The 24,315-nt window shown below is 32.6% G+C and carries 20 protein-coding genes; 18 read left to right on the forward strand and 2 right to left on the reverse strand.

The features are described from left to right. Nucleotides 1-64 precede the first annotated feature (64 nt). The 11 genes from P0R33_RS21035 (at nt 65) to P0R33_RS21085 (ending at nt 12,911) form a co-directional block, all read left to right on the forward strand. Nucleotides 65-1,003, forward strand: a complete 939-nt coding sequence (locus P0R33_RS21035) for an alpha/beta hydrolase (RefSeq protein WP_276173121.1) — start codon at nt 65-67, stop codon at nt 1,001-1,003. A gap of 50 nt (nt 1,004-1,053) precedes the next feature. Next, nucleotides 1,054-2,277 carry a glycoside hydrolase family 88 protein gene (locus P0R33_RS21040; RefSeq protein ID WP_276173122.1) on the forward strand — a complete coding sequence of 408 codons (1,224 nt, stop codon included), beginning with the start codon at nt 1,054-1,056 and terminating at the stop codon, nt 2,275-2,277. A gap of 22 nt (nt 2,278-2,299) precedes the next feature. After that, nucleotides 2,300-3,526 carry a glycoside hydrolase family 88 protein gene (locus tag P0R33_RS21045; RefSeq protein WP_276173123.1) on the forward strand — a complete coding sequence of 409 codons (1,227 nt, stop codon included), beginning with the start codon at nt 2,300-2,302 and terminating at the stop codon, nt 3,524-3,526. A 166-nt stretch (nt 3,527-3,692) separates the two neighbouring features. Further along, nucleotides 3,693-5,282, forward strand: a complete 1,590-nt coding sequence (locus P0R33_RS21050; protein WP_276173124.1) for a glycoside hydrolase 43 family protein — start codon at nt 3,693-3,695, stop codon at nt 5,280-5,282. Between the two features lie 231 nt (nt 5,283-5,513). Next, complete coding sequence (gene pelA, locus P0R33_RS21055) at nt 5,514-7,514, forward strand: pectate lyase (protein WP_276173125.1); 2,001 nt, start codon at nt 5,514-5,516, stop codon at nt 7,512-7,514. Between the two features lie 10 nt (nt 7,515-7,524). Continuing rightward, a complete protein-coding gene (locus P0R33_RS21060; RefSeq protein ID WP_276173126.1) occupies nt 7,525-8,880 on the forward strand; it encodes a glycoside hydrolase family 28 protein in 1,356 nt (451 codons plus the stop codon). A 175-nt stretch (nt 8,881-9,055) separates the two neighbouring features. After that, complete coding sequence (locus P0R33_RS21065) at nt 9,056-9,808, forward strand: rhamnogalacturonan acetylesterase (RefSeq protein ID WP_276173127.1); 753 nt, start codon at nt 9,056-9,058, stop codon at nt 9,806-9,808. A 523-nt stretch (nt 9,809-10,331) separates the two neighbouring features. Next, nucleotides 10,332-10,475, forward strand: a complete 144-nt coding sequence (locus tag P0R33_RS21070; protein WP_276173128.1) for a hypothetical protein — start codon at nt 10,332-10,334, stop codon at nt 10,473-10,475. Nucleotides 10,476-10,494: 19 nt separating this feature from the next. Continuing rightward, nucleotides 10,495-10,884, forward strand: a complete 390-nt coding sequence (locus tag P0R33_RS21075; protein ID WP_276173129.1) for a hypothetical protein — start codon at nt 10,495-10,497, stop codon at nt 10,882-10,884. Nucleotides 10,885-11,073: 189 nt separating this feature from the next. Continuing rightward, on the forward strand, nt 11,074-12,357 hold the full coding sequence (locus P0R33_RS21080) for a DUF4861 domain-containing protein (RefSeq protein WP_276173130.1): 1,284 nt from the start codon (nt 11,074-11,076) through the stop codon (nt 12,355-12,357). A gap of 377 nt (nt 12,358-12,734) precedes the next feature. Further along, on the forward strand, nt 12,735-12,911 hold the full coding sequence (locus P0R33_RS21085) for a histone H1 (RefSeq protein WP_012026201.1): 177 nt from the start codon (nt 12,735-12,737) through the stop codon (nt 12,909-12,911). A gap of 139 nt (nt 12,912-13,050) precedes the next feature. On the opposite strand, the gene P0R33_RS21090 is transcribed toward P0R33_RS21085, so the two are convergent. Continuing rightward, nucleotides 13,051-14,091: a GntR family transcriptional regulator gene (locus P0R33_RS21090; RefSeq protein WP_223704995.1), complete on the reverse strand. Its 1,041-nt coding sequence runs from the start codon at nt 14,089-14,091 to the stop codon at nt 13,051-13,053. Nucleotides 14,092-14,477: 386 nt separating this feature from the next. On the opposite strand from P0R33_RS21090, the gene rhaT reads away from it, so the two are divergent. The 7 genes from rhaT (at nt 14,478) to P0R33_RS21125 (ending at nt 23,828) form a co-directional block, all read left to right on the forward strand. After that, complete coding sequence (rhaT, locus tag P0R33_RS21095) at nt 14,478-15,527, forward strand: L-rhamnose/proton symporter RhaT (RefSeq protein WP_276173131.1); 1,050 nt, start codon at nt 14,478-14,480, stop codon at nt 15,525-15,527. A 27-nt stretch (nt 15,528-15,554) separates the two neighbouring features. Then, nucleotides 15,555-17,696 carry a bifunctional aldolase/short-chain dehydrogenase gene (locus tag P0R33_RS21100; protein WP_276173132.1) on the forward strand — a complete coding sequence of 714 codons (2,142 nt, stop codon included), beginning with the start codon at nt 15,555-15,557 and terminating at the stop codon, nt 17,694-17,696. 441 nt (nt 17,697-18,137) lie between these two features. Continuing rightward, on the forward strand, nt 18,138-19,412 hold the full coding sequence (locus tag P0R33_RS21105; protein WP_276173133.1) for a TIM barrel protein: 1,275 nt from the start codon (nt 18,138-18,140) through the stop codon (nt 19,410-19,412). A gap of 72 nt (nt 19,413-19,484) precedes the next feature. Beyond that, a complete protein-coding gene (locus tag P0R33_RS21110) occupies nt 19,485-20,846 on the forward strand; it encodes an FGGY-family carbohydrate kinase (RefSeq protein WP_276173134.1) in 1,362 nt (453 codons plus the stop codon). Nucleotides 20,847-20,941: 95 nt separating this feature from the next. Further along, complete coding sequence (locus P0R33_RS21115) at nt 20,942-21,682, forward strand: (Fe-S)-binding protein (protein ID WP_229350430.1); 741 nt, start codon at nt 20,942-20,944, stop codon at nt 21,680-21,682. Nucleotides 21,683-21,847: 165 nt separating this feature from the next. Further along, nucleotides 21,848-23,248, forward strand: coding sequence for a lactate utilization protein B (locus P0R33_RS21120; protein ID WP_276173135.1), 1,401 nt, complete (start codon nt 21,848-21,850; stop codon nt 23,246-23,248). Then, nucleotides 23,241-23,828: an LUD domain-containing protein gene (locus P0R33_RS21125; RefSeq protein ID WP_276173136.1), complete on the forward strand. Its 588-nt coding sequence runs from the start codon at nt 23,241-23,243 to the stop codon at nt 23,826-23,828. The genes P0R33_RS21120 and P0R33_RS21125 overlap by 8 nt, the downstream gene beginning before the upstream one ends. Nucleotides 23,829-23,900: 72 nt before the next feature. Here the strand turns inward: P0R33_RS21125 and P0R33_RS21130 are convergent, their stop codons facing one another. After that, nucleotides 23,901-24,233 carry a YegP family protein gene (locus tag P0R33_RS21130; RefSeq protein WP_276173137.1) on the reverse strand — a complete coding sequence of 111 codons (333 nt, stop codon included), beginning with the start codon at nt 24,231-24,233 and terminating at the stop codon, nt 23,901-23,903. Between the last annotated feature and the right edge of the window lie 82 nt (nt 24,234-24,315).

Genomic DNA, 24,315 nt, shown 5'->3' on the forward strand with positions numbered 1-24,315 from the left:
AAGGAGTTAAAAAGGAGTTTAACATTGTTGGACTCCTTTCTTAACTGAAAAAATTAAAAGTAAGATGCGAAAAACGGCTCTGGTTTTATTAGTATTTTTCAATGTTATTCTGGCTCAAAGTCAGCAATATCAGATTGACACATCTTATACAATCAAAAGCACTTTTACAAAATTAATTAAGAAATATCCTTTTATTACAATTCCAGAAATAAAGCCAAATTCAGAAGTTGAAGAAAGTTTCGATTTAGTTTATAATAAAGATCAAAATCGAGTTTTGCATTTTGATGCTTTCGTTAATAGAAAAAAGAAAAAAAATCCAGCTGTAATTATGATTCATGGCGGAGGCTGGAGATCGGGAAATAAAAACCAAATGCAGTTTATCGGAAAAGAAATTGCTGCAAAAGGTTATTCGTGTTTTGCTATAGAATATCGATTATCATTAGAAGCAAAATATCCAACTGGAGTAATTGACGTAAAAAATGCTATCAAATTTATAAAAGATAATGCATCTAAATTTGGTGTTGATGTCAATAAAATTGCTGTTTTAGGCTGTTCTGCAGGAGGCCAAATGGCCGCATTAATTGGAACAACTAATAATAACCCAATTTTTGAAGATCGTGCTTTTAAAAGTAAATCGTCATCAAAAGTAAATGCGATAATTGATGTTGACGGAGTTTTGGCACTTAAACATCCAGAATCTTCAGAAGGCGATGTTCTCGCTTTTTGGTTGGGAGGAAAGTCAAATGAAATTCCAGAAATCTGGAAAGAGGCTTCAGCATTAACACATACAGACAAAAATACGCCACCGGTTTTATATATCTGTAGCAGTATTCCAAGATTTCATGCAGGAAGAGACGATATGATCAAGATTTTGAATGAGAATAAAATCTATAATGAAGTGTATACAATTGCAGATTCACCACATTCCTTTTGGTTTTACGAGCCTTGGTTTAAGCAAACAATTTCTTACACAACACAATTTTTAGATAAAATTTTTAAATAAATTAGAGCAAAATTCAAAAAGCTAATTTAAAAAGACAAATGGTATATTTTATGGAAAAATCTCTTTCTACAACAGTCAATTTTACAAAAGTTGTTTTGCTTTTTTTGCTGATTTTCAATTCTAATCTAAAAGCGCAAAATCATTCAGATTCTGAAAATTCGGTTATTTCTTATGATTTGAAATGGTCAGAACGAACTGCTCTTTCAATTTTAAATAAATATCCGAAAGCATGGCAGCTTGATGGAAATGACAGACCAAAATGGGATTATAAAATGGGTTTTGTGTTGTCTGGTTTTGAAAAATTGTATCAGAAAACAAACGATAAAAAATACTTAAATTATATCAAGGATTACGTTGATGGAATGATCGACAGCACTGGAAATATTAAAAAATACGATATTAAAGAATACAATATCGATTATTTAAATCCTGGAAAATTGCTTTTCAATTTGTATGATATTACAAAAGATTCACGCTATTTAGAAATTATAGGCAAATTAAGAAACCAATTAGAAACGCAACCAAGAACAGCAAGCGGCGGATTTTGGCACAAACAAATTTACCCAAATCAAATGTGGATTGACGGCTTGTATATGGCTGAACCTTTTTATACACAATTTACGGTGAAATATGAAAAAGGAAAAAGTCTTGATGACATTGCAAAACAATTTGAATTGGTTCAAAAGCATATTGTTGACAAAAAAACAGTTTTAGTTTATCAAGCTTGGGACGAAAGCAAAGAAATTGGCTGGGCAGATAAACAAACTGGAACTTCGCCGACAATTTGGGGGCGCGGAATTGGCTGGTATATGGTAGCATTGGTTGAAACTTTAGATTATTTTCCAAAATCACATCCAAAATATAAAGTTTTGGTTGGGTATTTGAATCAGATTGCAAAGAATGTAAATCAATACAAAAGCGAATCGGGATTGTGGTATCAAGTTGCTGATAAAACAGAATTGTATGGAAATTATGTAGAACCATCTGCTTCAGGAATGATCATTTATGCTTTTGCAAAAGGGGCAAATAAAGGATATTTATCGGCAAGTTATAAATCAACTGCCAAAAAATCATTTGAAAGTTTTGTGAAAGAATTTGTAAAAGTGGACAAAAAAGGAGAGGTAAATATTTTAAACGTTTCGTCGAATGTTGTTTTAGGAGGAAAGCCTTTCCGCGATGGAACAAATCAATATTATCTTACTTCCAAACCAAAAGATAATGGCGCAATTGGCCTTGGAGCCTTTTTATTAGCGTCGATTGAATTAGATAAATAATAGAATTTAAATATATTTTGAAATGAAAAACAGTAGAAAGCAAAGTTATTTGATGTCGGTTTTAATGATTTGCGTTATGACAATTACAAGTTGTAAAGTAACTTCTCAAGAGCCTGCAAAGAAAGATATCGTAATCGCAAAGAATGCTAAGTGGTCTGATAAAATGGCTTTAACATTGATGAAACGCCATCCTGAATCATATATGTTAGATGACGCGAAAAAGTCAAAATGGGATTATGTTCATGCTTTAGTTTTACATTCGATTGAAGAATTGTATAAAAAGAATCCAGATCCGAGATACAAAGCGTATGTGAGAGGTTATGTAGATAATTTGGTTCAAGCTGATGGAAGTATCAATACTTATGAATTTGATAAATTTAATATCGATTTAGTTTTGCCAGGACGTTTGCTTTTTGATGTATATGCTTATTCTAAAGAAGATAAATATCTAAAAGCATTACAATTAATTCGCAAACAACTTTCAGAACAGCCAAGAACGCAAAGCGGAGGATTTTGGCACAAACAAATTTATCCAAATCAAATGTGGTTAGACGGTTTGTATATGGGAGAACCATTTTACGCCGAATACACTGCTAAGTTTGAAAATGGAAAAAGCTTCGATGATATTGCTAAACAATTTGAGTTAATTCAGCAAAAAGCAACCGATCCAAAAACAGGATTATTATACCATGGTTGGGATGAAAGCAAACAAATGCCGTGGGCAAATAAAGAAACAGGAAATTCTCCAAACTTCTGGTCAAGATCTTTAGGCTGGTACGTAATGGCTTTGGTTGATGTTTTAGATTATATGCCAAAAGATCATCCAAAAAGAAAAGAATTGGTTCAATATTTAAATAACGCTTCTGAAGCGATACTTAAATTCCAAGATAAATCATCAGGTTTATGGTATCAAGTTACAGACAGAGGTGCTGATAAAGGAAATTATTTAGAAGCTTCTGGATCTGCAATGTTTTCTTATGCTTTTGCAAAAGGAGCAAACAAAGGTTATTTACCAGCTAAATTTAAAAAAGCAGCTAATAAAGCTTTTGATGGATTAACTACTGTGTTAATCAAAAAAGTAGATGAAGATGGTGGTATCACTTTAACCAATTGCTGTCAAGTTGCTGGTTTGGGCGGAACTCCTTATCGTGATGGATCTTATGAATATTATGTAAACGAAAGAAAAAAAGACAACGATCCTAAAGCAACTGGGCCATTTATTTTGGCAGCTTTGGAGTTGAATAGATAGTTTTAATTGATAATTGATAATTGTGAATTGTTAATTATCAATTATAGATTGTCTTGCTGAGCGAAGTCGAAGCACCGCAAAGAAACTCCTCAAAGAAAAGCATGTTAGAAACTAGACAGGTTTTTAAAACCTGTCTGGTTTAATCAAAAAAGAAATTTTCATCAAAATGAAAAACATAAAAATCATCCTTTTTCTTCTTTCTATTTTTTCTTTTCAGAAGAATGATGCACAAGTTTGGGTGCCTGATAATGGAGACGGAACGTATACCAATCCGATTATTCATGCCGATTATTCAGATCCAGATGTTGTTCGCGTAGGCGATGATTATTATATGACCGCTTCTTCATTTAATTGTATTCCAGGCTTACCTATTTTGCATTCTAAAGATTTGGTAAATTGGAAAATTATAGGGCATGCTTTAATAAAACAGCCACCGTTTGAAACTTATGACAAAGTACAGCACGGAAATGGCGTTTGGGCACCAAGCATTACTTATCATAAAAATGAATTCTATATTTACTATCCAGATCCTGATTTTGGGATCTATATGATTAAAGCTAAAAAGGCAGAAGGACCTTGGTCAGAGCCTATTTTAGTAAAAGCAGGAAAAGGTTTGATTGATCCTAGTCCGCTTTGGGATACAGATGGTAAAGCTTATATGACTCATGCCTTTGCAGGAAGCCGTGCACAGATTAAAAGTTTGTTGGTAGTGTGCACCATGAACCCAGAAGGAACAGTTGTAAACAACGATGAAGTAATGGTAATTGACGGACATGCAGGAGAAGAAACAATTGAAGGGCCTAAGTTTTACAAACGAAACGGATATTATTACATATTTGCTCCTGCAGGAGGAGTTCCAACAGGATGGCAGACAATTTTAAGATCAAAAAATGTATTTGGTCCTTATGAAATAAAAAAAGTTCTCGAACAAGGTTCAACAAAAATAAATGGTCCGCATCAAGGTGCTTGGGTTACTACTCAAACTGGAGAAGACTGGTTTTTTCATTTTCAGGATAAAGGAGCTTATGGACGAATTGTTCATTTACAACCTATGAAATGGGTAAACGATTGGCCAGTTATGGGAGAAGATTTTGATAAAAATGGAATAGGAGAGCCAGTTACCACTTATAAGAAACCTAATGTTGGAAAAAAATATCCGATTGAAGTTCCTGCGACTTCAGATGAGTTTAACGAACCCAAATTAGGATTGCAATGGCAATGGCAAGCCAATAAACAAACCAATTTTGGATTTCCGACTAGTTTAGGCTATTTGAATTTGTTTTGTAATACAACAACAAAAAATATTTTTAATGCTCCTAATTTACTATTGCAAAAATTTCCAGCAGAAGAATTTACAGCAACTACAAAACTCACTTTTAATACAAGATTAAATGGAGAAAGTACAGGTTTAATAATAATGGGCTTAGATTACAGTTATCTCAATTTAAAAAATGAGAATGGAAAATTATATCTAAACCAGAAAACAGGAACTTTTGATCAAACTGTTTTAGAAACAGAAACCAAACCTGTATTGATAGATCAAAACACTATTTATTTACGAGTTAAAATCACTAAAGGAGGCATTTGCAATTTCTCATATAGCTTAGATGATAAAAATTATCAAACAATTGGAAAAGATTTTAAGGCTAGAGAAGGAAGATGGATTGGTGCTAAAGTCGGACTTTTTGCTTTGGGAGAGATTGTAAAAAATGATTCAGGAAATGTTGCAGTAGATTGGTTTAGAATAGTGAAGTAATTTCCTAAAAACTTAAATTTTCTTTATTTAAGAAAAAAACAGCTTTCATAGATTGGATATTTTCAATAAAAATTAAAAATTGATATTCGGATATCTTTGGTAATAGGATAAGGCTTAAAAAGTGTGTTTAAATGATTTTTCTTACAAAATGACTTTTTTTAAAAAAATTCATTTTTAAAAAAAGCCCATTCTTAAATCCAAAATTAATTGTCGACTAAAAACAAACATAAAATGATTCAATTACAAAAAGTAGCTCTAGTTCTTTTGTTATTTTTAGGAATTTCAATAAACGCCCAGAATACTTACAAAAGATGGCCTGACATTATTCGTAAAAATGATGCAGCTTGGTTCGGTTCTGCTGAAGCTAAAAAAATAGCAGAGAATGTTTTGCTTTACCAAAGAAATATTGGAGGTTGGCCAAAAAATATTCAGATGCAAGATGAATTGACTGAAAAACAAAAAAATGATTTAATTGCGATCAAAAAAACGTCTGCTGAAACTACAACAGATAATGGAGCAACTTGTCAGGAAATGCTTTTTATGTCCAAAATGTACGCTCAAATAAAAGATGAACGTTACAAGGAATCATTTTTAAAAGGATTAAATTATCTGCTTGAAGCGCAATATTCAAACGGCGGATGGCCACAGTTTTATCCGTTAAAAAAAGGATATTATACTCATATTACCTACAATGACGATTCGATGGTTAATATTATGAATGTAATAAAAGCAGTTGCAGACGAAACAGACTATTACAGTGTTAAACCTTCAAAAGAAATTGTTGAAAAATGCCAAAAAGCCTTTGATAAGGGAATTGATTGCATTCTAAAAACCCAATACAAACAAAATGGTGTTTTAACTGCTTGGTGTGCTCAGCATGATGAAGTTACTTTGGCACCTGCAAATGCAAGAGCTTTTGAATTGGCTTCTTTAAGCGGTTATGAATCAGCAAAAATAGTATTGCTTTTAATGTCGATTGAGAAACCGTCAAGAGAAATTGTAACTGCTGTTAAAAGTGCAGTTGAATGGTTTGAAAAAACAAAAATCACCAACTTAGAAGAAAAAAGAATCGTAAACGACGCTGGAAAAATTGTAGACAAAAAAATGATTCCGGTTGCAAATGCCAAACCACTTTGGGCAAGATTTATGGATTTGGAAACCAATGAACCTTTCTTTTGTGATCGTGATGGAATAAAAAAGAAATCAATTGACCAAATTGGTGCTGAAAGAAGAAATGGTTATTCTTGGTATTCAGAGGCGCCACAGGAAGTTATAAAAAGATTTCCAGATTGGGCAGTTAAAAATGGCACTAAAGGCGGAGCTTCCGAAAAGAAAATCGTTAATTATATTACCGTAGCTCAAGATGGTTCGGGGGATTTTACTAAAATTCAAGATGCTGTTTATGCAACACCTGCATTTCCTTATGAAAAGGTGACAATTTTCATTAAAAATGGAATTTATAATGAAAAAGTGAGAATTCCAGAATGGAATAATAACGTAATTCTAAAAGGTGAAAGCAAAGAAAATACCATCATTACTTTTGATGATAATTTCTCAAAAATAGCTTTAGGAAGAAATAGCACTTTTTATACTTATACACTTCTGGTTGAAGGAGACGATTGTACAGTTTCTAATTTGACAGTTAAAAACTCTTCAGGAGAGCGCGGGCAAGCGATAGCATTGTCGGTTGTGGGCAATCGTGCAAAAATTGCAAACTGTAATTTATTAGGAAATCAAGACACTTTATATTTATCTGGAAAAGAGACAAAACAATATTTTAAAGACTGCTACATAGAAGGAACAACTGATTTTATTTTTGGAGGAGCTACAGCTTTATTTGAGAATTGCACCATTCACAGTATTAAAAGTTCTTATATCACAGCAGCTTCAACACCAGAAGGAACTTCTTTTGGTTTTGTTTTCAAAAATTGCAAGCTGACTGCAAATCCAGAAGCAAAAGATGTGTATCTAGGAAGACCATGGAGAATTTATGCTAAAACGGTTTTTATAAACTGCGAAATGGGTAAACAAATTAAACCAGAAGGTTGGGAAAATTGGTCAAAGCTTGAAGCAGAAAAGAAAGCTTTTTACGCAGAATACAATTGTACAGGTGAGGGTTTTCAGCCATCTAAAAGAGTAAGTTGGTCACATCAGCTTTCTAAAAAAGAAGCGGGACAATATGCTATAGAAAATATTCTTAAGGATAAGATTGTAAACTGGTATTCTAATTAAAACAGAATTTATGAATTTTAAATGTTTACTTTTTTTATTGTTTTCTTGGGCTTCGTTTTCACAGAATAATGATTTTCCCGATGCTAAAGTAGATTCTATTGTAAAGAGAATTGAGCTTCCAGTATTTCCTTCGTATCAAGTAAACGTTTTAAAACTTGGTGCAAAAGGTGATTCTCTTACGGATAATAAAAAGGCTTTTGATAAAGCAATGGCATTATGTAAAAAGAATAATGGAGGAACGATAATTGTTCCAAAGGGGATTTATAAAATTAACGGTCCGATTCATTTTGTCAGCAATGTAAATTTGAAAATAGAAAAAGGGGCAAAAATTAAATTCAGCGATAATCCGAAAGATTATCTACCATTGGTTTTAACGAGTTGGGAGGGAACGATGCTTTACAATTACAGTCCATTAATTTATGCCAACAATTGTAAAAATATTGCTATTTCTGGAGAAGGAACAATTGACGGAGAAGGAGGAAAAACATGGAAAAGTTTTAAAGCAAAAGAAGGTGAAGGCAAAAACCGCAGCCGCGAAATGAATCATGATAATGTTCCAATTAGCGAAAGAAAATTTGGTGAAGGTTATTTTTTAAGACCACAAATGATTCAATTTCTAAGTTGCAAAAATATTTTGGTTGAAAATGTCCGAATCGAAAATTCGCCATTTTGGTGTCTTCATTTACTAAAATCCCAAAGCATAACCATTCGTGGAATCAGTTATAAATCATTGAATCATAACAACGACGGAATTGATCCAGAATATGCAAAAGACGTATTAATCGAAAATGTCAATTTTGATAATGGTGATGATAATGTGGCTATTAAAGCAGGAAGAGATCATGAAGGAAGAGCAAATACGGCAACGCCAAGCGAAAATATAGTTATTAGAAATTGTAATTTTAAAGGTCTTCACGGTGTAGTAATTGGCAGTGAAATGTCGGCAGGAGTTCAGAATGTTTTTGTAGAAAATTGTAAAACATCAGGTTATTTAAAAAGAGGAATTTATCTAAAAACCAATGCAGATCGCGGTGGGTATATCAAAAATATATTTGTTCGAAATATACAATTAGATGAAGTGGAAGACTGCTTGTATATTACAGCAAATTATCATGGAGAAGGTAAAGGTTATCAATCAGATATATCCAATGTGTATTTTTCTAATATTACATGCAACAAAGCTTCAGAATCGGGAATTGTAATTCAGGGATTTTCAGATAAGAAAATTAGAAATATATCCTTAAAAAATATTGAGATTAAGTCGGCTAAAAATGCCTTATCAAATGAAAATGCAGAAAATGTTACTATGACGGATGTTTTTATAGGACAACGAGCAACAGTGCCAACGGCGGTTTCGAAACATTAGATTTTTTAGGTTCAAAGATGCAAAGTGGCAAAGGTTCAAAGGTATTTTTATGTAGAGACGCACCGCAGTGCGTCTACACAAAGTATATCCATATAGATTTCCCGAAGCTTCTGGATCGCTCAGACTGACATAGGTATTATAGGCAATCAAACAAAAATAACAATCAGCAAACAAAATGAAAAAATACATCTTCCTAACACTCCTAATCACTACAGTAAGTTTTGCACAAAAAACATCAGTGTATTGCATTGGAGACTCCACAATGGCAAATAAAAAAGATTCTGAAAAAAATCCAGAACATGGATGGGCACAGGTTTTACAGCCGTTCTTTAACGATAATGTCTTGATTATAAATAAAGCTGTAAACGGGAGAAGTACCAGAAGTTTTATAAATGAAAAACGTTGGGATTCTATTTATAAACAGTTAAAAAAAGGAGATTATGTTTTAATTGAATTTGGACATAATGATGAGAAAATAGAAGATCCAAGTCGTTATACAAATCCTCATACAGCATATAGATATAATTTAATAAAGTTTGTAAAAGAAAGCAGAGAAAAAGGTGCCATACCAATTTTACTTACATCTATATCAAGACGCAATTTTAATGAAAAAGGAGTATTGGTTCCTACGCATGGAGAATATCCTCTAGAAACTCGATTAGTAGCACAGGAATACAATGTGCCATTTATAGATTTGGAATATTACACTGAATTGTTGGAACAGTCTTATGGGCCAGAGAAATCAAAACTGCTTCATTTACATTATAAAGCAGGTGAAAATGCTTATTACGATAAAGAAAAAGCAGATGATACACACCTTTCATTATTAGGAGCGACTTCGATTGCACAAATTGTGATTGATCAAATTAAATTACTTGAAAACCCTTCTTTACTGAAACTTAAAAATGGGATTAAAGACAAAAAATAGATTTAAAAATCTAATTTTTTAAAAAAGAGAGAACGAGAAATTCTCTCTTTTTTTTTTGAGAAAAAAGTACTTTAACAGTAAAAACTGAAATCTTGTTTTTTTCAGTAGTTTATTGTTAAAAATAATTTTTGTAGGTTAATGTACTGAAAAACAGTATATTTGTGTTATTGTCTACAAGCTGAATTAATAAAATATTCAAAGCCTTCCCTAAAATCTTCGCCACATCAACTTTCATTGGCATTTCATTTTTAATACTTATTTCTTTCCAAATTATTACAATTTTCTACTGTATCTAGTGCGAATATTTAATTGTAATTTTTATATACAAGCCCGTAATTCAAAAAAATGTTTTTAACTGTTTATTTAAAATCTCTGATAATAGAGTTAACTGTAAAAGAAAATTACAAGTTAGTTATCCTATCATTTAATAGCAGAAAATAAATTGTAATTAATACAACCTTTTGGAGTCAGTTGTTTGACTTTGTGGATGCTATTATTTTTTTTAATTAAAAAAAATCGATTTATGAAGACAAAAATTACTTTATTTTTTACGCTCATTTTATTTTTTTTTCTTGGCAGTGCCGCATTTGCACAAACAGTTAGTGGTGTAGCTAGTAATACAGGTTGCCCCAATGGTGGTATAATTACAGCTAGCAGTACTAGATAATAGAGGAATCTTCTTAAAAATGTTTAAGAGGAAATTAAAAGGTGAATTTGAATTTTTAGAAAAGTCTATTAATGAAGAAAGCGAAGAGCTTACAAATAATTATGATCGTACAATTTATGTAGTATATAATAAAGAAGAATTGCTTAGTTTTTTACAAGATGATAAAAGAATAAATACTCTGGTTTGTTTATTTGACAAACAATTTTATAGAAGTTTATCTTTTTTGAAAGCAATTAATAATTTGATCTTATTTGATGAATCAAAAACTAGTCGCGAAATTTTTAAAGAAGTAAAACAATTTTTAAAAAAGAAATTAGATTATAAAAATGAGAAAAAATCAGTTTTACAACCTAGTATTTCACCGACAAAATTCAATGAATATTATAAAGCTATGTATTTTCTAATTTAACGTAATTTATTTTTTTATTTTTTTTCGTTCACATATTTTGAGTAATAATGTGTTGTAAGAAGCAGGATAATAGTTGTTCGTTATCCTGCTTTTGTTTTTTAGTATTCACCTATTTTTTTACACTTTTTAAGTGTTTGTTTTACAATTAAAACTCTTAAATTGCTTTCGAAAAGTAAAAATCAGAAAAAAATGAAAAAAAGAGATTTATTTTATGTACCCATTCTTTTAATTTTTGCATCAGTAAGCAGTTGCAAAGTTTCTCAAAGTATTTCTCAAAATACAATTGTTTTAAAAAACAGCACTTCTCTAGTTTTATCACAAAAGGCAATTTCTATAAAAAAAGAAAAGCTATCTCAAAATAAAGGTGATTTTCCGATTTTACTTTTTAAAACCGATACAATTCCAGCCCAGACAAACGATCTTAATGGTGATGGGAAATGGGATGAATTATTTTTTACGGCTGATTTTTCTCCAAATGAAGAAAAAAATATTGTCTTAAGATGGTCAAAAATTGATCCGAAGTTTGTTGTAAAGACAAGTGCAAGATTTGGAAAAAGAGAAGCAGAAAATCTCCCTGTTCATCCAGATACGCAAGAAATTTTAATGGCAGATCAAGTCCTTAAAAAATTAGGTTACCAAAAGTACCAGACAGACGGACCAACTTGGGAAAATGATAAAGTTGGTTTTAGACATTATCTGGATGGAAGGAATTCAAAAGATGTTTTTGGTAAAAAAATACCCGAAATAAGTCCAGAAAATGTTGGCATAAATGAAAAAGGTGCTGTAGAAGATAATTATCATGTAATGCACGACTGGGGCAGGGATATTTTTCCTGTGGGAAGTTCTGTTGGTTTAGGCGGTTATGCTTTGTTGGTTAATGACAAGATTAACAGACTGGGGATTTTAGGGAACGACACTATAAATAATGTCGAAAAAACTACTTTTAAAATTGAAGCTGAAGGACCAGTAAATTCCGTTTTGAGTTATCATTATCAAAACTGGAAAGCATCGGATGATTTATATCAAGTGCAGGAAACAACTTCTATTTGGCCTGGAATGTATGGTTATAAAAATACTGTTTCTATAAATGGAATTAAAGGAAAGGAAACTTTTTTAGTGGCTCTTTCAAACTTAAACAATAAAAATCCGCTAAAAGTGATTGAAGCAGGAGATTGGATATGTTTAATACAGCATGATTATTTAACTTACGAAAGACAGTGGATTTTAGGAACTGCTATTTTGGTTCCTAAAGCTATTTATCAAGGTTATATCGAGGCTCCAAAAACAGGACAATTAACAGATTCTTACTTGGCTAAATTAAAAATAGAAAATAATAAAGAGATTAGCTATTATGCAATTGCTGCTTGGGAATTGAGTGCTGATAAAGGATTTGATGACTCAGTTTTCTTTGCTAATTATGTAACTAATTTAGCAAAACAACTATCAGCTATAATTAATGTTCAAATTAGATAATTCAATTTTGAGGGTTGCAAAAACTAAATAATTTGGTTTTGAAAATCAAAGATATTGCCTTTGCAGGCTTTTAATAGCTGATTTTTCTCCTTTTTAAAAATTGTTTTTAAGAAAAAAACACAGCAGAATAGGGCTAAAAATCTATTTTTTTAAAATTAGAATAGTTTATGAACAAATTATAAGGATTAGCTGTCTTTATATGTTTTTTTATAAGTCTTTGATTTTTAGTTTTTTGTAGTTATTAAGGATTTGCGAAAATGTATCATCAATTTATTGTAAAGAAAATGAATGAAAAACTGCATTAAATTTAACAGCAATTTTGTTGTAACTATCACACAAACTTCTATTTTTGTGGCTTAATTTAACAATATATAAGCATGAAAGATTTATTAGTAAAAATCAACGCCGAAATTGAAACATTTAAAGCAGAAGCTGAATCTTTAACTGAAAAAGGAATTAAAGCTGCAGGTCCAAGAGCACGTAAAGCTACTTTAGAAATTGAAAAACTTTTAAAAGAGTTCAGAAAAGTTTCTATCGAAGAATCAAAAAAATAATACCACAAAAACCTCGTCAATAGACGAGGTTTTTTTATGATTTACAAAGTACAAAGTACAAAGTACAAAGTACAAAGCACAAAGTTTTAAGATAAAGAAAGGAAAACTTAGAAGCTTAGCATCTTAGAACCTTAGTATCTTAAATAGAATTTCTATCAATAAAATTAAAAGGAACTTTTACCTGACCTTTTTCTTTATTTAAGATCATTCTGGCAGCAGTTTCTCCCATAATATTAAAATCGGTTGACATTACTGTAATACCTAATAATTCTTTTAATGGCGTATCATTATAAGAAATAACGCCAATCTCTTTTCCTAAAACATATTCTTCATCTCGAATCTGTTTCACTAAATTTACCAAATCAGATTCTTCAATTGTAATAAACAAATCACCTTTTTTAAGAATCATATCATCATAAACCTCGCTAAGAATTTCAAAGTTGATTTCGTGTTCTACACAAAATTTTCTAAATCCATGTAAAATTCTTCGAGGATATGGATAAACGGCTTTGTCTGGATAAACTAGAATTAATCGTTTGTATTTTGCTATTTTAGAAAGACCTTCTTTTAAAGCATTGTAAATATCATTTTCAAAATCCTGATAAATTTTAATTACTTCATCGCCTGTTCCTAATTTTATATTGTCTAAAACGACTAATTTTTCTTGTGGGATATTTTTAATTGCATTTACAACTTCATCGGTAAAGCTTAAGTGTTTTAATTCGTCTGTTTTAAAATGCGTTGTAATAACGTAATAATCGTATGCACCTTCAAATTTGTCTAAAATATTCAAAAACAAAGTTTCGTCGCAGTGATAAATTTGAAGATCAACATGTGCGTTGGCGCCTAAAGTATCAATAAAAGAGCTGTAAGTTTTCATTTTATACGAGCTCAATTTATTTGTTAAAAACAAAATATTGACTTTAGATTCTAATTTTGTTCTGGTTATATAATAGCCTTTTCCTCTAATGGAGGAAATGATTTTTCTTTCCTTCAAAATATTATATGCCTTTTCAACCGTATCGCGAGACATATAAAATTCTTCACTAAAACTATTTATAGAAGGAATTTTTTGATTGATTTTCAAATTCCCGTTGGCGATGTTCTGAAGAATAGAGTCGACAATTTGTTTGTACTTCGGAACTCTCGAATCTTCGTCTATTTTAATAAGTTTGATCATGTTCATTTGAGGAAATTTGTTTCGTATTTCAGCGAAACTCATTTTTAATTGTAGCTTTTATTAAAAAAAACTCTTCCAGCAAAATAATTTTAGTGGCTTTGCTGTTTCGCTAGAAAAAAGAGAATTTAATAAGGCTTGTAATCTTTTTTTTATAATTTCTAAATTTTAACCAGAATGCAGAATTAATAATTGCGAAATCGATTGCTAAAATAGCCATTTTAAATTTATTTACCCAATAATTGTAAGTCCTTATTTCTAATAATCTTTAGATTTAACAAAAAATACGAAATCCGTAAAGGATAGTACAGGACAGTTTTGTTTTTTACATTCTATTATTTTACAAAACCAAATTACTATCAAACTAACCTTAAACCAAAAACTATAAAATGGAATCATTATTAGGAATCATTTTTCATTCTATCGGAGGATTTTCTTCAGGTAGTTTTTATATGCCTTTTAAAAAAGTAAAAGATTGGGCTTGGGAAAGCTATTGGCTAGTAGGAGGATTTTTCTCTTGGCTTATTGTTCCTCCAGTCGCAGCTTATTTAACGATTCCGCATTTTGGTGAAATTATCGCAGCGGCGTCTCCATCAATTAAAACTTTCACTTACTCGATGGGATTAATTTGGGGTGTTGGTGGTCTAACTTATGGTTTAGGCGTTCGCTACTTAGGAATGTCTTTAGGAAATTCAATTACGTTAGGATTTTGTTCGGCATTTGGAGCATTAGTTCCTTCAATATATTATGATTTTGTTCCAACAGAAGGAAAAATTTCATTTTCTCACATGCTTACTAATACTGGCGGTCAGATTGTGTTATTGGGAGTTGTGGTATATCTTTTAGGAATTGCAATTTCTGGAAAAGCAGGTATGCTAAAAGAGAAAGATTTTGCAACAGGTCATGAAGATAAAGACAAAGATTTCAATTTAGTAAAGGGTTTAATTGTAGCTGTAATCTCTGGAATTTTAAGTTCTTTTTTTAATTACGGAATTGAAGCTGGAAAACCAATGGCAGAACAAGCCGTAATAAATGGTGCTAATCCTTTATTTCAAAACAACGTGACTTATGTTGTATTGCTTTGGGGCGGACTTACAACCAATTTTATTTGGTGTCTTTATTTGAATTTTAAGAATAGAACAATTAAAAATTATACAGATAAATCTACTCCCATAACAAAAAACGTTTTGTTTTCTGCGCTTGCTGGAACCATGTGGTTTTTACAATTTTTCTTTTACGGAATGGGAGAAAGCAAATTAGGAAATGGTGCTAGTTCGTGGATCTTGCATATGGCAACAATCATTTTAACAGCAAACTTTTGGGGATTTTATTTGAAAGAATGGAAAGGAGTTTCTAAAAAAACATTAAGAACTTTTTTCTGGGGAATCGGGCTTATTATGCTGGCGATCGTTTTGGTAGGAATTGGTAACTCATTATAAATAATACAAGAAATAATTATAAAGTATATGTCGAATACAAACACAATTAATACAAATTTTAAGCATGTAAGCTACCTTTGGGATGATGCTAAAGCCGCAGAATTGGCGGGAGATGAAGTAGCGCTTTTTATTTATCGTTCTAACTTGTTAGGAGCCGATTTAAGATTGACAAACTATGGAGGAGGAAATACTTCTGTAAAAATTACTGATAAAGATCCGTTAACTGGAGAATCTTCAGAAGTAATGTGGATTAAAGGTTCTGGCGGAGATATCGGAACATTGACAAAATCAGGTTGTGCAGCTTTATATTTAGACAGACTTCGTAATCTTGAAAACGTTTACAGAGGAATTGAATTTGAAGACGAAATGGTAGAATTATTCAACCACTGCATTTTCGATTTAGCTTCAAAAGCGCCTTCTATTGATACACCTTTACACGGTTTTCTTCCATTCAAACATATTGATCACTTGCATCCAGATGCGGCTATTGCTATCGCTGCTGCGAAAGATGGAAAGAAAATTACAGAAGAATTATTCAACGGAGAAATCGGTTGGGTAGGATGGCAGCGTCCAGGATTTGATCTTGGTCTTCAGTTAAGAGCTTGTTTAGAAGAAGCTGCTCAAAACGGAAAACAACTACGCGGAATCATGTTAGGTTCTCATGGTTTGTTTACTTGGGGAGATACTGCGTTTGAAAGTTATATTAATACGCTGGAAGTAATCGAGAAATGTGCGACTTACTTAGAAGATAATTACGGAAAAAAACGTCCTGTTTTTGGAGGAAAGAAAATTGACAGTCTTCCAGAAGCAGATCGTAAATTGAAAGCAGCTAAAGTAGCACCAATTTTAAGAGGTTTCTGTTCGTCAGAACGTCAAATGATTGGACATTATACTGATGATGCAAGAGTTTTGGAGTTCATTAATTCTAATGATCTTTCGAAATTAGCTCCATTAGGAACTTCTTGTCCAGATCACTTTTTGAGAACTAAAATCAGTCCTTTAGTTTTAGAATTAGATCCAAACGAAGATTTATCTGATATTGATGCTATTAAAGCAAAATTAACTCCTGCTTTTGAAGCATACCGTGCAATGTACAAAGACTATTACAATGCATGTAAAAAATCGAATTCACCAGCAATGCGTGATCCAAACCCGGTTGTGATTTTATATCCTGGAGTTGGGATGTTCACTTTTGCTAAAGATAAAACAATGGCGCGTTTAGCATCTGAATATTATATCAATGCTGTAAACGTAATGAAAGGAGCAGAAGCAGTTTCAGAATATACTTCTTTGCCTCACCAAGAAGCTTTTGATATTGAATATTGGTTATTGGAAGAAGCTAAATTACAGCGTATGCCAAAACCAAAAGCATTATCTGGAAGAGTAGCTCTTATTACAGGTTCTGCGGGCGGAATTGGTAAAGCTATCGCTAAAAAATTCGCTCAAGAAGGTGCTTGCGTGGTGATTAATGATATTAACGAAGAACGTTTAGAAGGTGCAACTGCTGAATTTATTAAAGCTTTTGGGAAAGATGCCGTTTCTAGCACTTTATTGAATGTAACTGACGAAGTAAGTACAGAAAAAGCATTAGACGAAGCTTCTTTAGCTTTTGGAGGTGTTGATATTGTAGTAAACAACGCTGGAATCAGTATTTCAAAATCTATCGCAGAACATACTTTAGAAGAGTGGGATAGATTATACGATATCTTGGTAAAAGGACAATTTATTGTTTCTAAAGCCGGAATCGAAGTAATGCGCAAGCAAGGTTTTGGAGGAGATATTGTAAATATCGTTTCTAAAAACGCAGTTGTTGCTGGTCCAAATAACCCAGGTTATGGTTCGGCAAAAGCGGCACAAGCGCACTTAACACGTTTAATGGCTGCAGAACTTGGAGCTGATAAAATTCGTGTAAATACAGTAAATCCTGACGCTGTAATTTCAGATTCAAACATTTGGTCTGGAGGATGGGCAGAAGGTCGTGCAAAAGCATACGGAGTTACAGTTGAAGAACTTCCGGCTTACTATGCAAAACGTACGTTATTAAATGAAATCATATTGCCTGATGATATCGCTAACGCTTGTTATGCTTTTGTTGGAGGTTTACTTGGTAAATCTACAGGAAATGCATTAAACGTGGACGGTGGCGTAGCAATGGGCTTTTATAGATAAAGATTGTTTAGGTTTTTTATATAAGTTTGTTTAAGCAAAAGTGGTTTTTTGTGGTCTAGCGTTCGAATTCTTTCGAACGTTAGATTTTTTTAGCATATAACAATTCGCTTTAACAAAGAAAACTTAACAAAAAAGTGAAGTACAACCAGAGTTTGGTTTGTATAAAATTTTTAAGTTGAAAAATATTAAACATATGAAAATCATAGAACGCGGATGAGATGGATTCGCTATCGCGAAAACGCCGATTGACACAGATTTTTTTTAATTATCTTTTTTAATTATCTTTTTTAAAAATCCGTTTTTTTCCGCGTCTTCGCGATAGCGAATCCGTAAAATCAGCGTCAAAAATTTCGGCACTAAAACTGTGGCATTATGTGTTAAAAAAATATACTAAACGTATAAAATTTATACCTTGTAAACTCTATTAAAATATCAATAACTATGTTAATCGGATCAAACCACATCGAATCTCATAACGAAGATTTAATCAAAAAACACCAGAATAAATTAGTTTTTACAGCTTCAGAAATCAATGATACAGAAGCGATTATTCAGAAATTAATCGATTTTCAAATTGCAATTCCATCTTGGGCTTTAGGAACAGGAGGAACAAGATTTGGACGTTTCGCTGGAGGAGGAGAACCTCGTTCTATTGAAGAAAAGATAGAAGATGTTGGTTTGCTTCACAAATTAAACAATGCTTCTGGCGCAATTTCACTTCATATTCCGTGGGATATTCCAACAGATTATAATGCTATCAAAACATTAGCAGGACAGCACGGATTGAAGTTTGATGCTATGAACTCGAATACTTTTCAAGATCAAGCAAGCGCGGAACATACTTACAAATACGGTTCTTTACAAAACGTAAATAAAGCGGTTCGTAAACAAGCAATTGCACATAATATTGAAGTAATTAAACACGGAATCGAATTAGGATCTGAATCTTTAACAGTTTGGTTAGCAGATGGTTCTAATTTTCCTGGACAATTAAACTTCAGACGCGCCTACCAAAATACATTAGAAAGTTTAGAAGAAATCTATGATGCATTGCCTTCAAACTGGAAATTATTTTTAGAATACAAATGTGCTGAACCTAACTTCTATTCTACAACTGTAGCAGATTGGGGACAGTCTTATTCTTATGTTCAAAAATTAGGAGACAAAGCAAAAACACTTGTTGATTTAGGGCATCATTTACCAAATGCAAACATCGAACAAATTGTTTCTATTTTGTTGATGGATAACAAATTAGGCGGTTTCCACTTTAATGATTCAAAATACGGTGATGACGATTTAACAGCTGGTGCATTAAAACCATATCAATTATTCTTGATTTTTAATGAATTGGTTGAAGGAATGGATGCAAGAGGAATGAACCACGCCAAAGATTTAGGTTGGATGATCGATGCTTCTCATAACATCAAAGATCCTTTAGAAGATTTATTGCAATCTGTTGAAGCGATTATGATTGCTTACGCACAAGCACTTTCTGTTGACAGAAAAGCTTTAGAACAAGCGCAAGAAGAAAATGACGTGGTAAAAGCGCAAGAAATTTTGCAGAATGCTTTCCGTACAGATGTTCGCGCGTTAGTTGCTGAAGCTCGTTTACGTTCTGGAGCTGCGTTAAACCCTGTAGCATTATATCGTTCGCTTCAAGTAAGACAAAATCTTATCGAAGAAAGAGGTTTAAAAACAATGGCAACTGGATTATAATTATAAATTATTAATTGTTAATTATGAATCATTAATTGACAATTGATAATTAACAATTTACAATTAAAAAAAATGAATGTAGTTGCGATTTTTGATATTGGTAAAACAAACAAAAAAGTTTTTTTATTTAACGAAAATTATAAAATTGTCTGGGAAAAATCAGTTAATCTAGAGGAAACCACAGACGAAGATGGATTTCCGTGTGAAGATATCGAAGTACTTAAAAATTGGATTTTAGATCGATTATCTGAAATAAAAGAGCTTAAAGATTATGTTTTAAAAGCCATCAATTTTAGCACTTACGGCGCCAGTTTTGTTTACATTGACGAAAACGGAAAAGTTTTAACTCCTCTGTATAATTATCTAAAAGATTATCCAGAGGAATTAAAAACTCAATTCTACGAAAAATACAAAGGAGAAAAAAAGTTTGCTGTAAAAACAGCTTCTCCAGTTTTAGGCAGTTTAAATTCTGGAATGCAGATTTACCGCTTAAAAGAAGAAAAGCCCGAAATATTCGAAAAGGTAAAATACTGTCTGCATTTGCCGCAGTTTTTGAGTTTTCTTTTAACGAATGAAGCTTACGCGGATATTACAAGTATTGGCTGTCATACGAATATGTGGAATTTCAAAAAAATGAAATACCACAGATGGCTGAAAGAAGAGAATATTTCTGAGAAAATACCGCCAATACATTTTGGAAAAGATGTCATCATGACCCGCGAAAATCTAGCGATTGGAGTTGGTCTTCATGATAGTTCATCAGCCATTATTCCGTACACGATCAATTTTACAGAACCTTTTGTTTTATTATCAACAGGAACTTGGAGCATTTCTTTAAATCCTTTCAACAATAAACCTTTAACTTTTGACGAATCGCAAAACGATTGTCTTTGTTACATGCAATACACTGAAAAGCCAGTAAAAGCAGCGCGTTTATTTGCAGGAAATGAACATGAAGTGCAGACCAAACGTTTGGCAGAGTATTTTAATGTTCCAGTTGACGCTTATAAAGAAGTATATTTTGATAAGAAAATAGTAGCCAATTTAAGAGCGCTTAATTTCCAGATTATTTATCCTAAAAAATACAATTTTGATATTTTGAAAGAATGTCCTTTTCAAAAAAGAGATCTTTCAAACTATAAGGATTACGAAACAGCTTATCATCAATTAATGTTGGATTTGGTGGAACAACAGGTTTTTTCTACCAATTTGGTCATTCATAACAGTCCGGTAAAAAAGATTTTTGTAGATGGAGGTTTCAGTAAAAATTCCATTTACATGAATTTACTGGCAGAAGCTTTTCCAGATGTAGAAGTTTATGCGGCCTCAATGGCTCAAGCGAGTGCTTTGGGCGCGGCGTTGGCGATACATCAAAACTGGAATCCGAAACCAATTCAGAACGATTTAATTGACTTGAAATTCTATAAACATTAGGTAAAAACGGTCTGTATGTTGTAAATTTGCTGAGAAACGTAATTTTTACATTTTTACAGTATACGCCTAATGAACAACACACTAAATATTAAAATATGAAAATTGGACTTTTTATACCTTGTTATGTCGACCAATTTTACCCAAAAGTAGGAATTGCAACCTACGAATTACTTCAAAAATTAGGCTGTGATGTGCATTTCCCAATGGGACAAACCTGTTGCGGACAACCTATGGCAAACAGCGGTTATGCACATTTGACAAAAGGTTGCGATGCTAATTTTATCGCCAATTTCTCTGGATTTGATTATATCGTTTGTCCTTCTGGAAGTTGCGTTTTACATGTCAAAGATCATTTGCATGACGAAAAACAAGAAGAGAAAGCAACAGCAATACGAAATACAGTTTACGAACTTACAGAGTTTATAACAGACGTTTTAAAAATCGATCATATCGACGGAAAATTTCCGTTTAAAGTCGGAATGCACGTAAGCTGTCACGGTCAGCGTGGTTTAAAGCTTTCGCAGATGTCTGAATTAAACGCGCCATTTTTCTCAAAACCAGAACAATTATTGCACAATATAGAAGGCCTTGATTTAGTTGCTCTTACGAGAAAAGACGAATGCTGTGGTTTCGGTGGAACTTTCTGTGTAACCGAAGAAGCGGTTTCTGTAAAAATGGGACAAGATCGTATTAAAGATCACGAAAGTCATGATGTGGATTATATTACAGGAGGTGATATGTCTTGCTTAATGCATTTGGATGGAATTCTAAAAAGACAAAAAAGTAGAATCAAAACCATCCACATTGCCGAAATACTAAATTCACTCGAAAACTAAAAATAAATGTTGAGTATAAAATTTAACCGCAAAGTACGCAAAGTTTTACGCAATGTTCGCAAAGCTAATTTTTATCCTTGCGCACTTTGCGTTTTTTTCTTTGCGCACCTTTCGGTTAAATAAATCATTATAAACATTTCAAAATTGACTTTTAAATAATTAAAAATGTCATCAGAAAAAATAATACAGCATAGCGAAGCCGCAACAAAGTTCAATAAAGATGTAGAGCGTGTCAATTGGCACGATGAAACACTTTGGTTTGTTCGTGCTAAAAGAGATAAATCAGCTCATCAAATAGCAGATTGGGAATTGCTTCGCGAAACGGCTTCTCAAATAAAATTTAACGTACTTTCTAACATTCACGATTATTTAGTTGAATTTGAAGCGAATGCGCAACGAAACGGTGTCATTGTGCATTGGGCAGCCGATGCTAAAGAACATAACGAAATTGTGCATTCTATCATGGCAAAACATGATGTAAAGCAGATGGTTAAATCTAAATCGATGCTTACAGAAGAATGTCATTTAAATGATTATTTAGCCGAAAAAGGAATAGAAGTAATCGATTCTGATTTAGGAGAATATATTGTACAGCTTAGAAAAGAACCGCCAAGCCATATTGTGCTTCCGGCGATTCACTTAAAAAAAGAAGATGTAAGTGAAACTTTCCACGAACACTTAGGTACAGAAAAAGGAAATTTCAATCCACAATATTTAACGGAATCGGCTCGTCATAGTTTGAGAAATACTTTCTTGACTAGAAAAGTAGCTTTGACTGGAGTTAATTTTGCTGTTGCAGAAACAGGCGAATTTGTAGTTTGTACGAATGAAGGAAATGCCGATATGGGCGCGCATTTAGCAGACGTTCACATCGCTTGTATGGGATTCGAGAAACTAATTCCGAAAAGAGAACATTTAGGTGTTTTCTTGCGATTATTGGCAAGAAGTGCTACGGGGCAACCTATTACAACTTTTTCAAGCCATTTCAAAAAACCAAGAGACGGAAAAGAAATGCACATCGTAATTGTAGACAACGGAAGAAGTACACAATTAGGAAGAGAAGATTTTAGAAATTCGCTAAAATGTATTCGCTGTGGAGCGTGTATGAACACTTGTCCTGTTTATAGACGAAGCGGTGGACATAGTTATCATAATGCGGTTGCGGGACCAATTGGTTCTATTTTGGCGCCAAATTTAGATATGAGCAAAAATGCCGATCTGCCTTTTGCAAGTACGCTTTGCGGTTCATGTACCAATGTTTGTCCAGTAAAAATTGATATTCATGATCAATTGTACAAATGGCGTCAGGTTTTGGTAAAAGAAGGGCATACACCGACAGCTAAAACTGTAGCAATGAAAACGATGGCAACGGTATTGGCAAATCCAACAGTTTTTAATATTGCTGGAAAATCTGGACGATTCGTAATGAAGAATATTCCAGGAATGGTCAATAATAAAATGAATAAATGGTACGATCAGCGCGAAATGCCAGATGTTCCAGAAGAATCTTTTAGAGAATGGTACAAGAAAAATTCGCGAGAATCTAAAGAAAAAGGAAATGAGTAGTAAAGGCGAAATTTTAAAAAGAATAAAAGCAAATCAGCCAGAATTGGTTTCAGAACTGCCAGATTTAAATCTTTTAGGTTCAGAACAATTTGATATTTTAGAAACTTATAAAACGGTTTTAAAAGGAATTGGTGGCGATCCTGTTGAAGTTGCGAGTTATGGCGAAATTATAAATTACATCAAATTCAATTATAATCTCGAAAAACGATTAATTACAACGCTTCCAGAACTTTCTGAGATTGCTTCTTTAGATTGGAAAACAGTCGATCCGCATTCGTTACAAGATGTTGAATTAACAGTTGTAAAAGCGCATTTTGGAGTTGCAGAAAACAGCGGACTTTGGGTAACAGATGATATTTTAGGTCAGCGTGTCGCGCCTTTCATAGCGCAATATTTAGCAATTGTAGTTCATAAAAAAGATCTTATTCCAACAATGCAGCAAGCGTATCAAAGAATTGGAAACATGGAATATGGTTTCGGAACTTTCATCGCAGGTCCATCAAAAACAGCAGATATTGAACAATCTTTAGTTCTTGGTGCTCACGGCGCGAGAGGATTGATTGTGTTTCTATTAGATTAAGAAAATCGAATATTTATATAATGAAAAAGCGAGGCATTTACCTCGCTTTTTTTATGTTTAAAACAGTTTTAATTATGCTGTTTGATCATCAATTGTTGCATCTGGAGCATTTTTCTTAACAGATTCAATTCCGTTTTCTCTTGCAGAAGTGCTTTCGTACATTTCGCTAGAACCTATAATTTGTCCATTTCCAGCTTTTAAGTTAAAATATGGTTTTCCGTTTTTCGCTTCTTTTCTGTCATAACGATTATCGTCGCCTGCATTTGTTTTTACAGATTCGATTCCGTTATTGCAAGCAGCTTTTGTTGTATAGCCTTCGCTTGTTAAAATTGTCTGGCCATTACCAGCTTTCAAATTGAACTGAAACTCTCCATTGGTTCTAGTAGTAATTACAAATTTTCCCATGCAGTTTAAATTTAAGGTGAGTATTAATTATTTCGCTATCGATAAAAATACAAAACTTAGTAATACAAATCATACGTGAATT

The organism is Flavobacterium sp. YJ01 (genome assembly GCF_029320955.1).
Classification (GTDB): Bacteria; Bacteroidota; Bacteroidia; order Flavobacteriales; family Flavobacteriaceae; genus Flavobacterium.

Bases quoted from the DNA above. Each gene is read 5' to 3' on its own strand.
- P0R33_RS21035 (WP_276173121.1), top strand. From the start codon at position 65: ATGCGAAAAACGGCTCTGGTTTTATTAGTATTTTTCAATGTTATTCTG.
- P0R33_RS21040 (WP_276173122.1), top strand. From the start codon at position 1,054: ATGGAAAAATCTCTTTCTACAACAGTCAATTTTACAAAAGTTGTTTTG.
- P0R33_RS21045 (WP_276173123.1), top strand. From the start codon at position 2,300: ATGAAAAACAGTAGAAAGCAAAGTTATTTGATGTCGGTTTTAATGATT.
- P0R33_RS21050 (WP_276173124.1), top strand. From the start codon at position 3,693: ATGAAAAACATAAAAATCATCCTTTTTCTTCTTTCTATTTTTTCTTTT.
- pelA (WP_276173125.1), top strand. From the start codon at position 5,514: ATGATTCAATTACAAAAAGTAGCTCTAGTTCTTTTGTTATTTTTAGGA.
- P0R33_RS21060 (WP_276173126.1), top strand. From the start codon at position 7,525: ATGAATTTTAAATGTTTACTTTTTTTATTGTTTTCTTGGGCTTCGTTT.
- P0R33_RS21065 (WP_276173127.1), top strand. From the start codon at position 9,056: ATGAAAAAATACATCTTCCTAACACTCCTAATCACTACAGTAAGTTTT.
- P0R33_RS21070 (WP_276173128.1), top strand. From the start codon at position 10,332: ATGAAGACAAAAATTACTTTATTTTTTACGCTCATTTTATTTTTTTTT.
- P0R33_RS21075 (WP_276173129.1), top strand. From the start codon at position 10,495: ATGTTTAAGAGGAAATTAAAAGGTGAATTTGAATTTTTAGAAAAGTCT.
- P0R33_RS21080 (WP_276173130.1), top strand. From the start codon at position 11,074: ATGAAAAAAAGAGATTTATTTTATGTACCCATTCTTTTAATTTTTGCA.
- P0R33_RS21085 (WP_012026201.1), top strand. From the start codon at position 12,735: ATGAAAGATTTATTAGTAAAAATCAACGCCGAAATTGAAACATTTAAA.
- P0R33_RS21090 (WP_223704995.1), bottom strand. From the start codon at position 14,091: ATGATCAAACTTATTAAAATAGACGAAGATTCGAGAGTTCCGAAGTAC.
- rhaT (WP_276173131.1), top strand. From the start codon at position 14,478: ATGGAATCATTATTAGGAATCATTTTTCATTCTATCGGAGGATTTTCT.
- P0R33_RS21100 (WP_276173132.1), top strand. From the start codon at position 15,555: ATGTCGAATACAAACACAATTAATACAAATTTTAAGCATGTAAGCTAC.
- P0R33_RS21105 (WP_276173133.1), top strand. From the start codon at position 18,138: ATGTTAATCGGATCAAACCACATCGAATCTCATAACGAAGATTTAATC.
- P0R33_RS21110 (WP_276173134.1), top strand. From the start codon at position 19,485: ATGAATGTAGTTGCGATTTTTGATATTGGTAAAACAAACAAAAAAGTT.
- P0R33_RS21115 (WP_229350430.1), top strand. From the start codon at position 20,942: ATGAAAATTGGACTTTTTATACCTTGTTATGTCGACCAATTTTACCCA.
- P0R33_RS21120 (WP_276173135.1), top strand. From the start codon at position 21,848: ATGTCATCAGAAAAAATAATACAGCATAGCGAAGCCGCAACAAAGTTC.
- P0R33_RS21125 (WP_276173136.1), top strand. From the start codon at position 23,241: ATGAGTAGTAAAGGCGAAATTTTAAAAAGAATAAAAGCAAATCAGCCA.
- P0R33_RS21130 (WP_276173137.1), bottom strand. From the start codon at position 24,233: ATGGGAAAATTTGTAATTACTACTAGAACCAATGGAGAGTTTCAGTTC.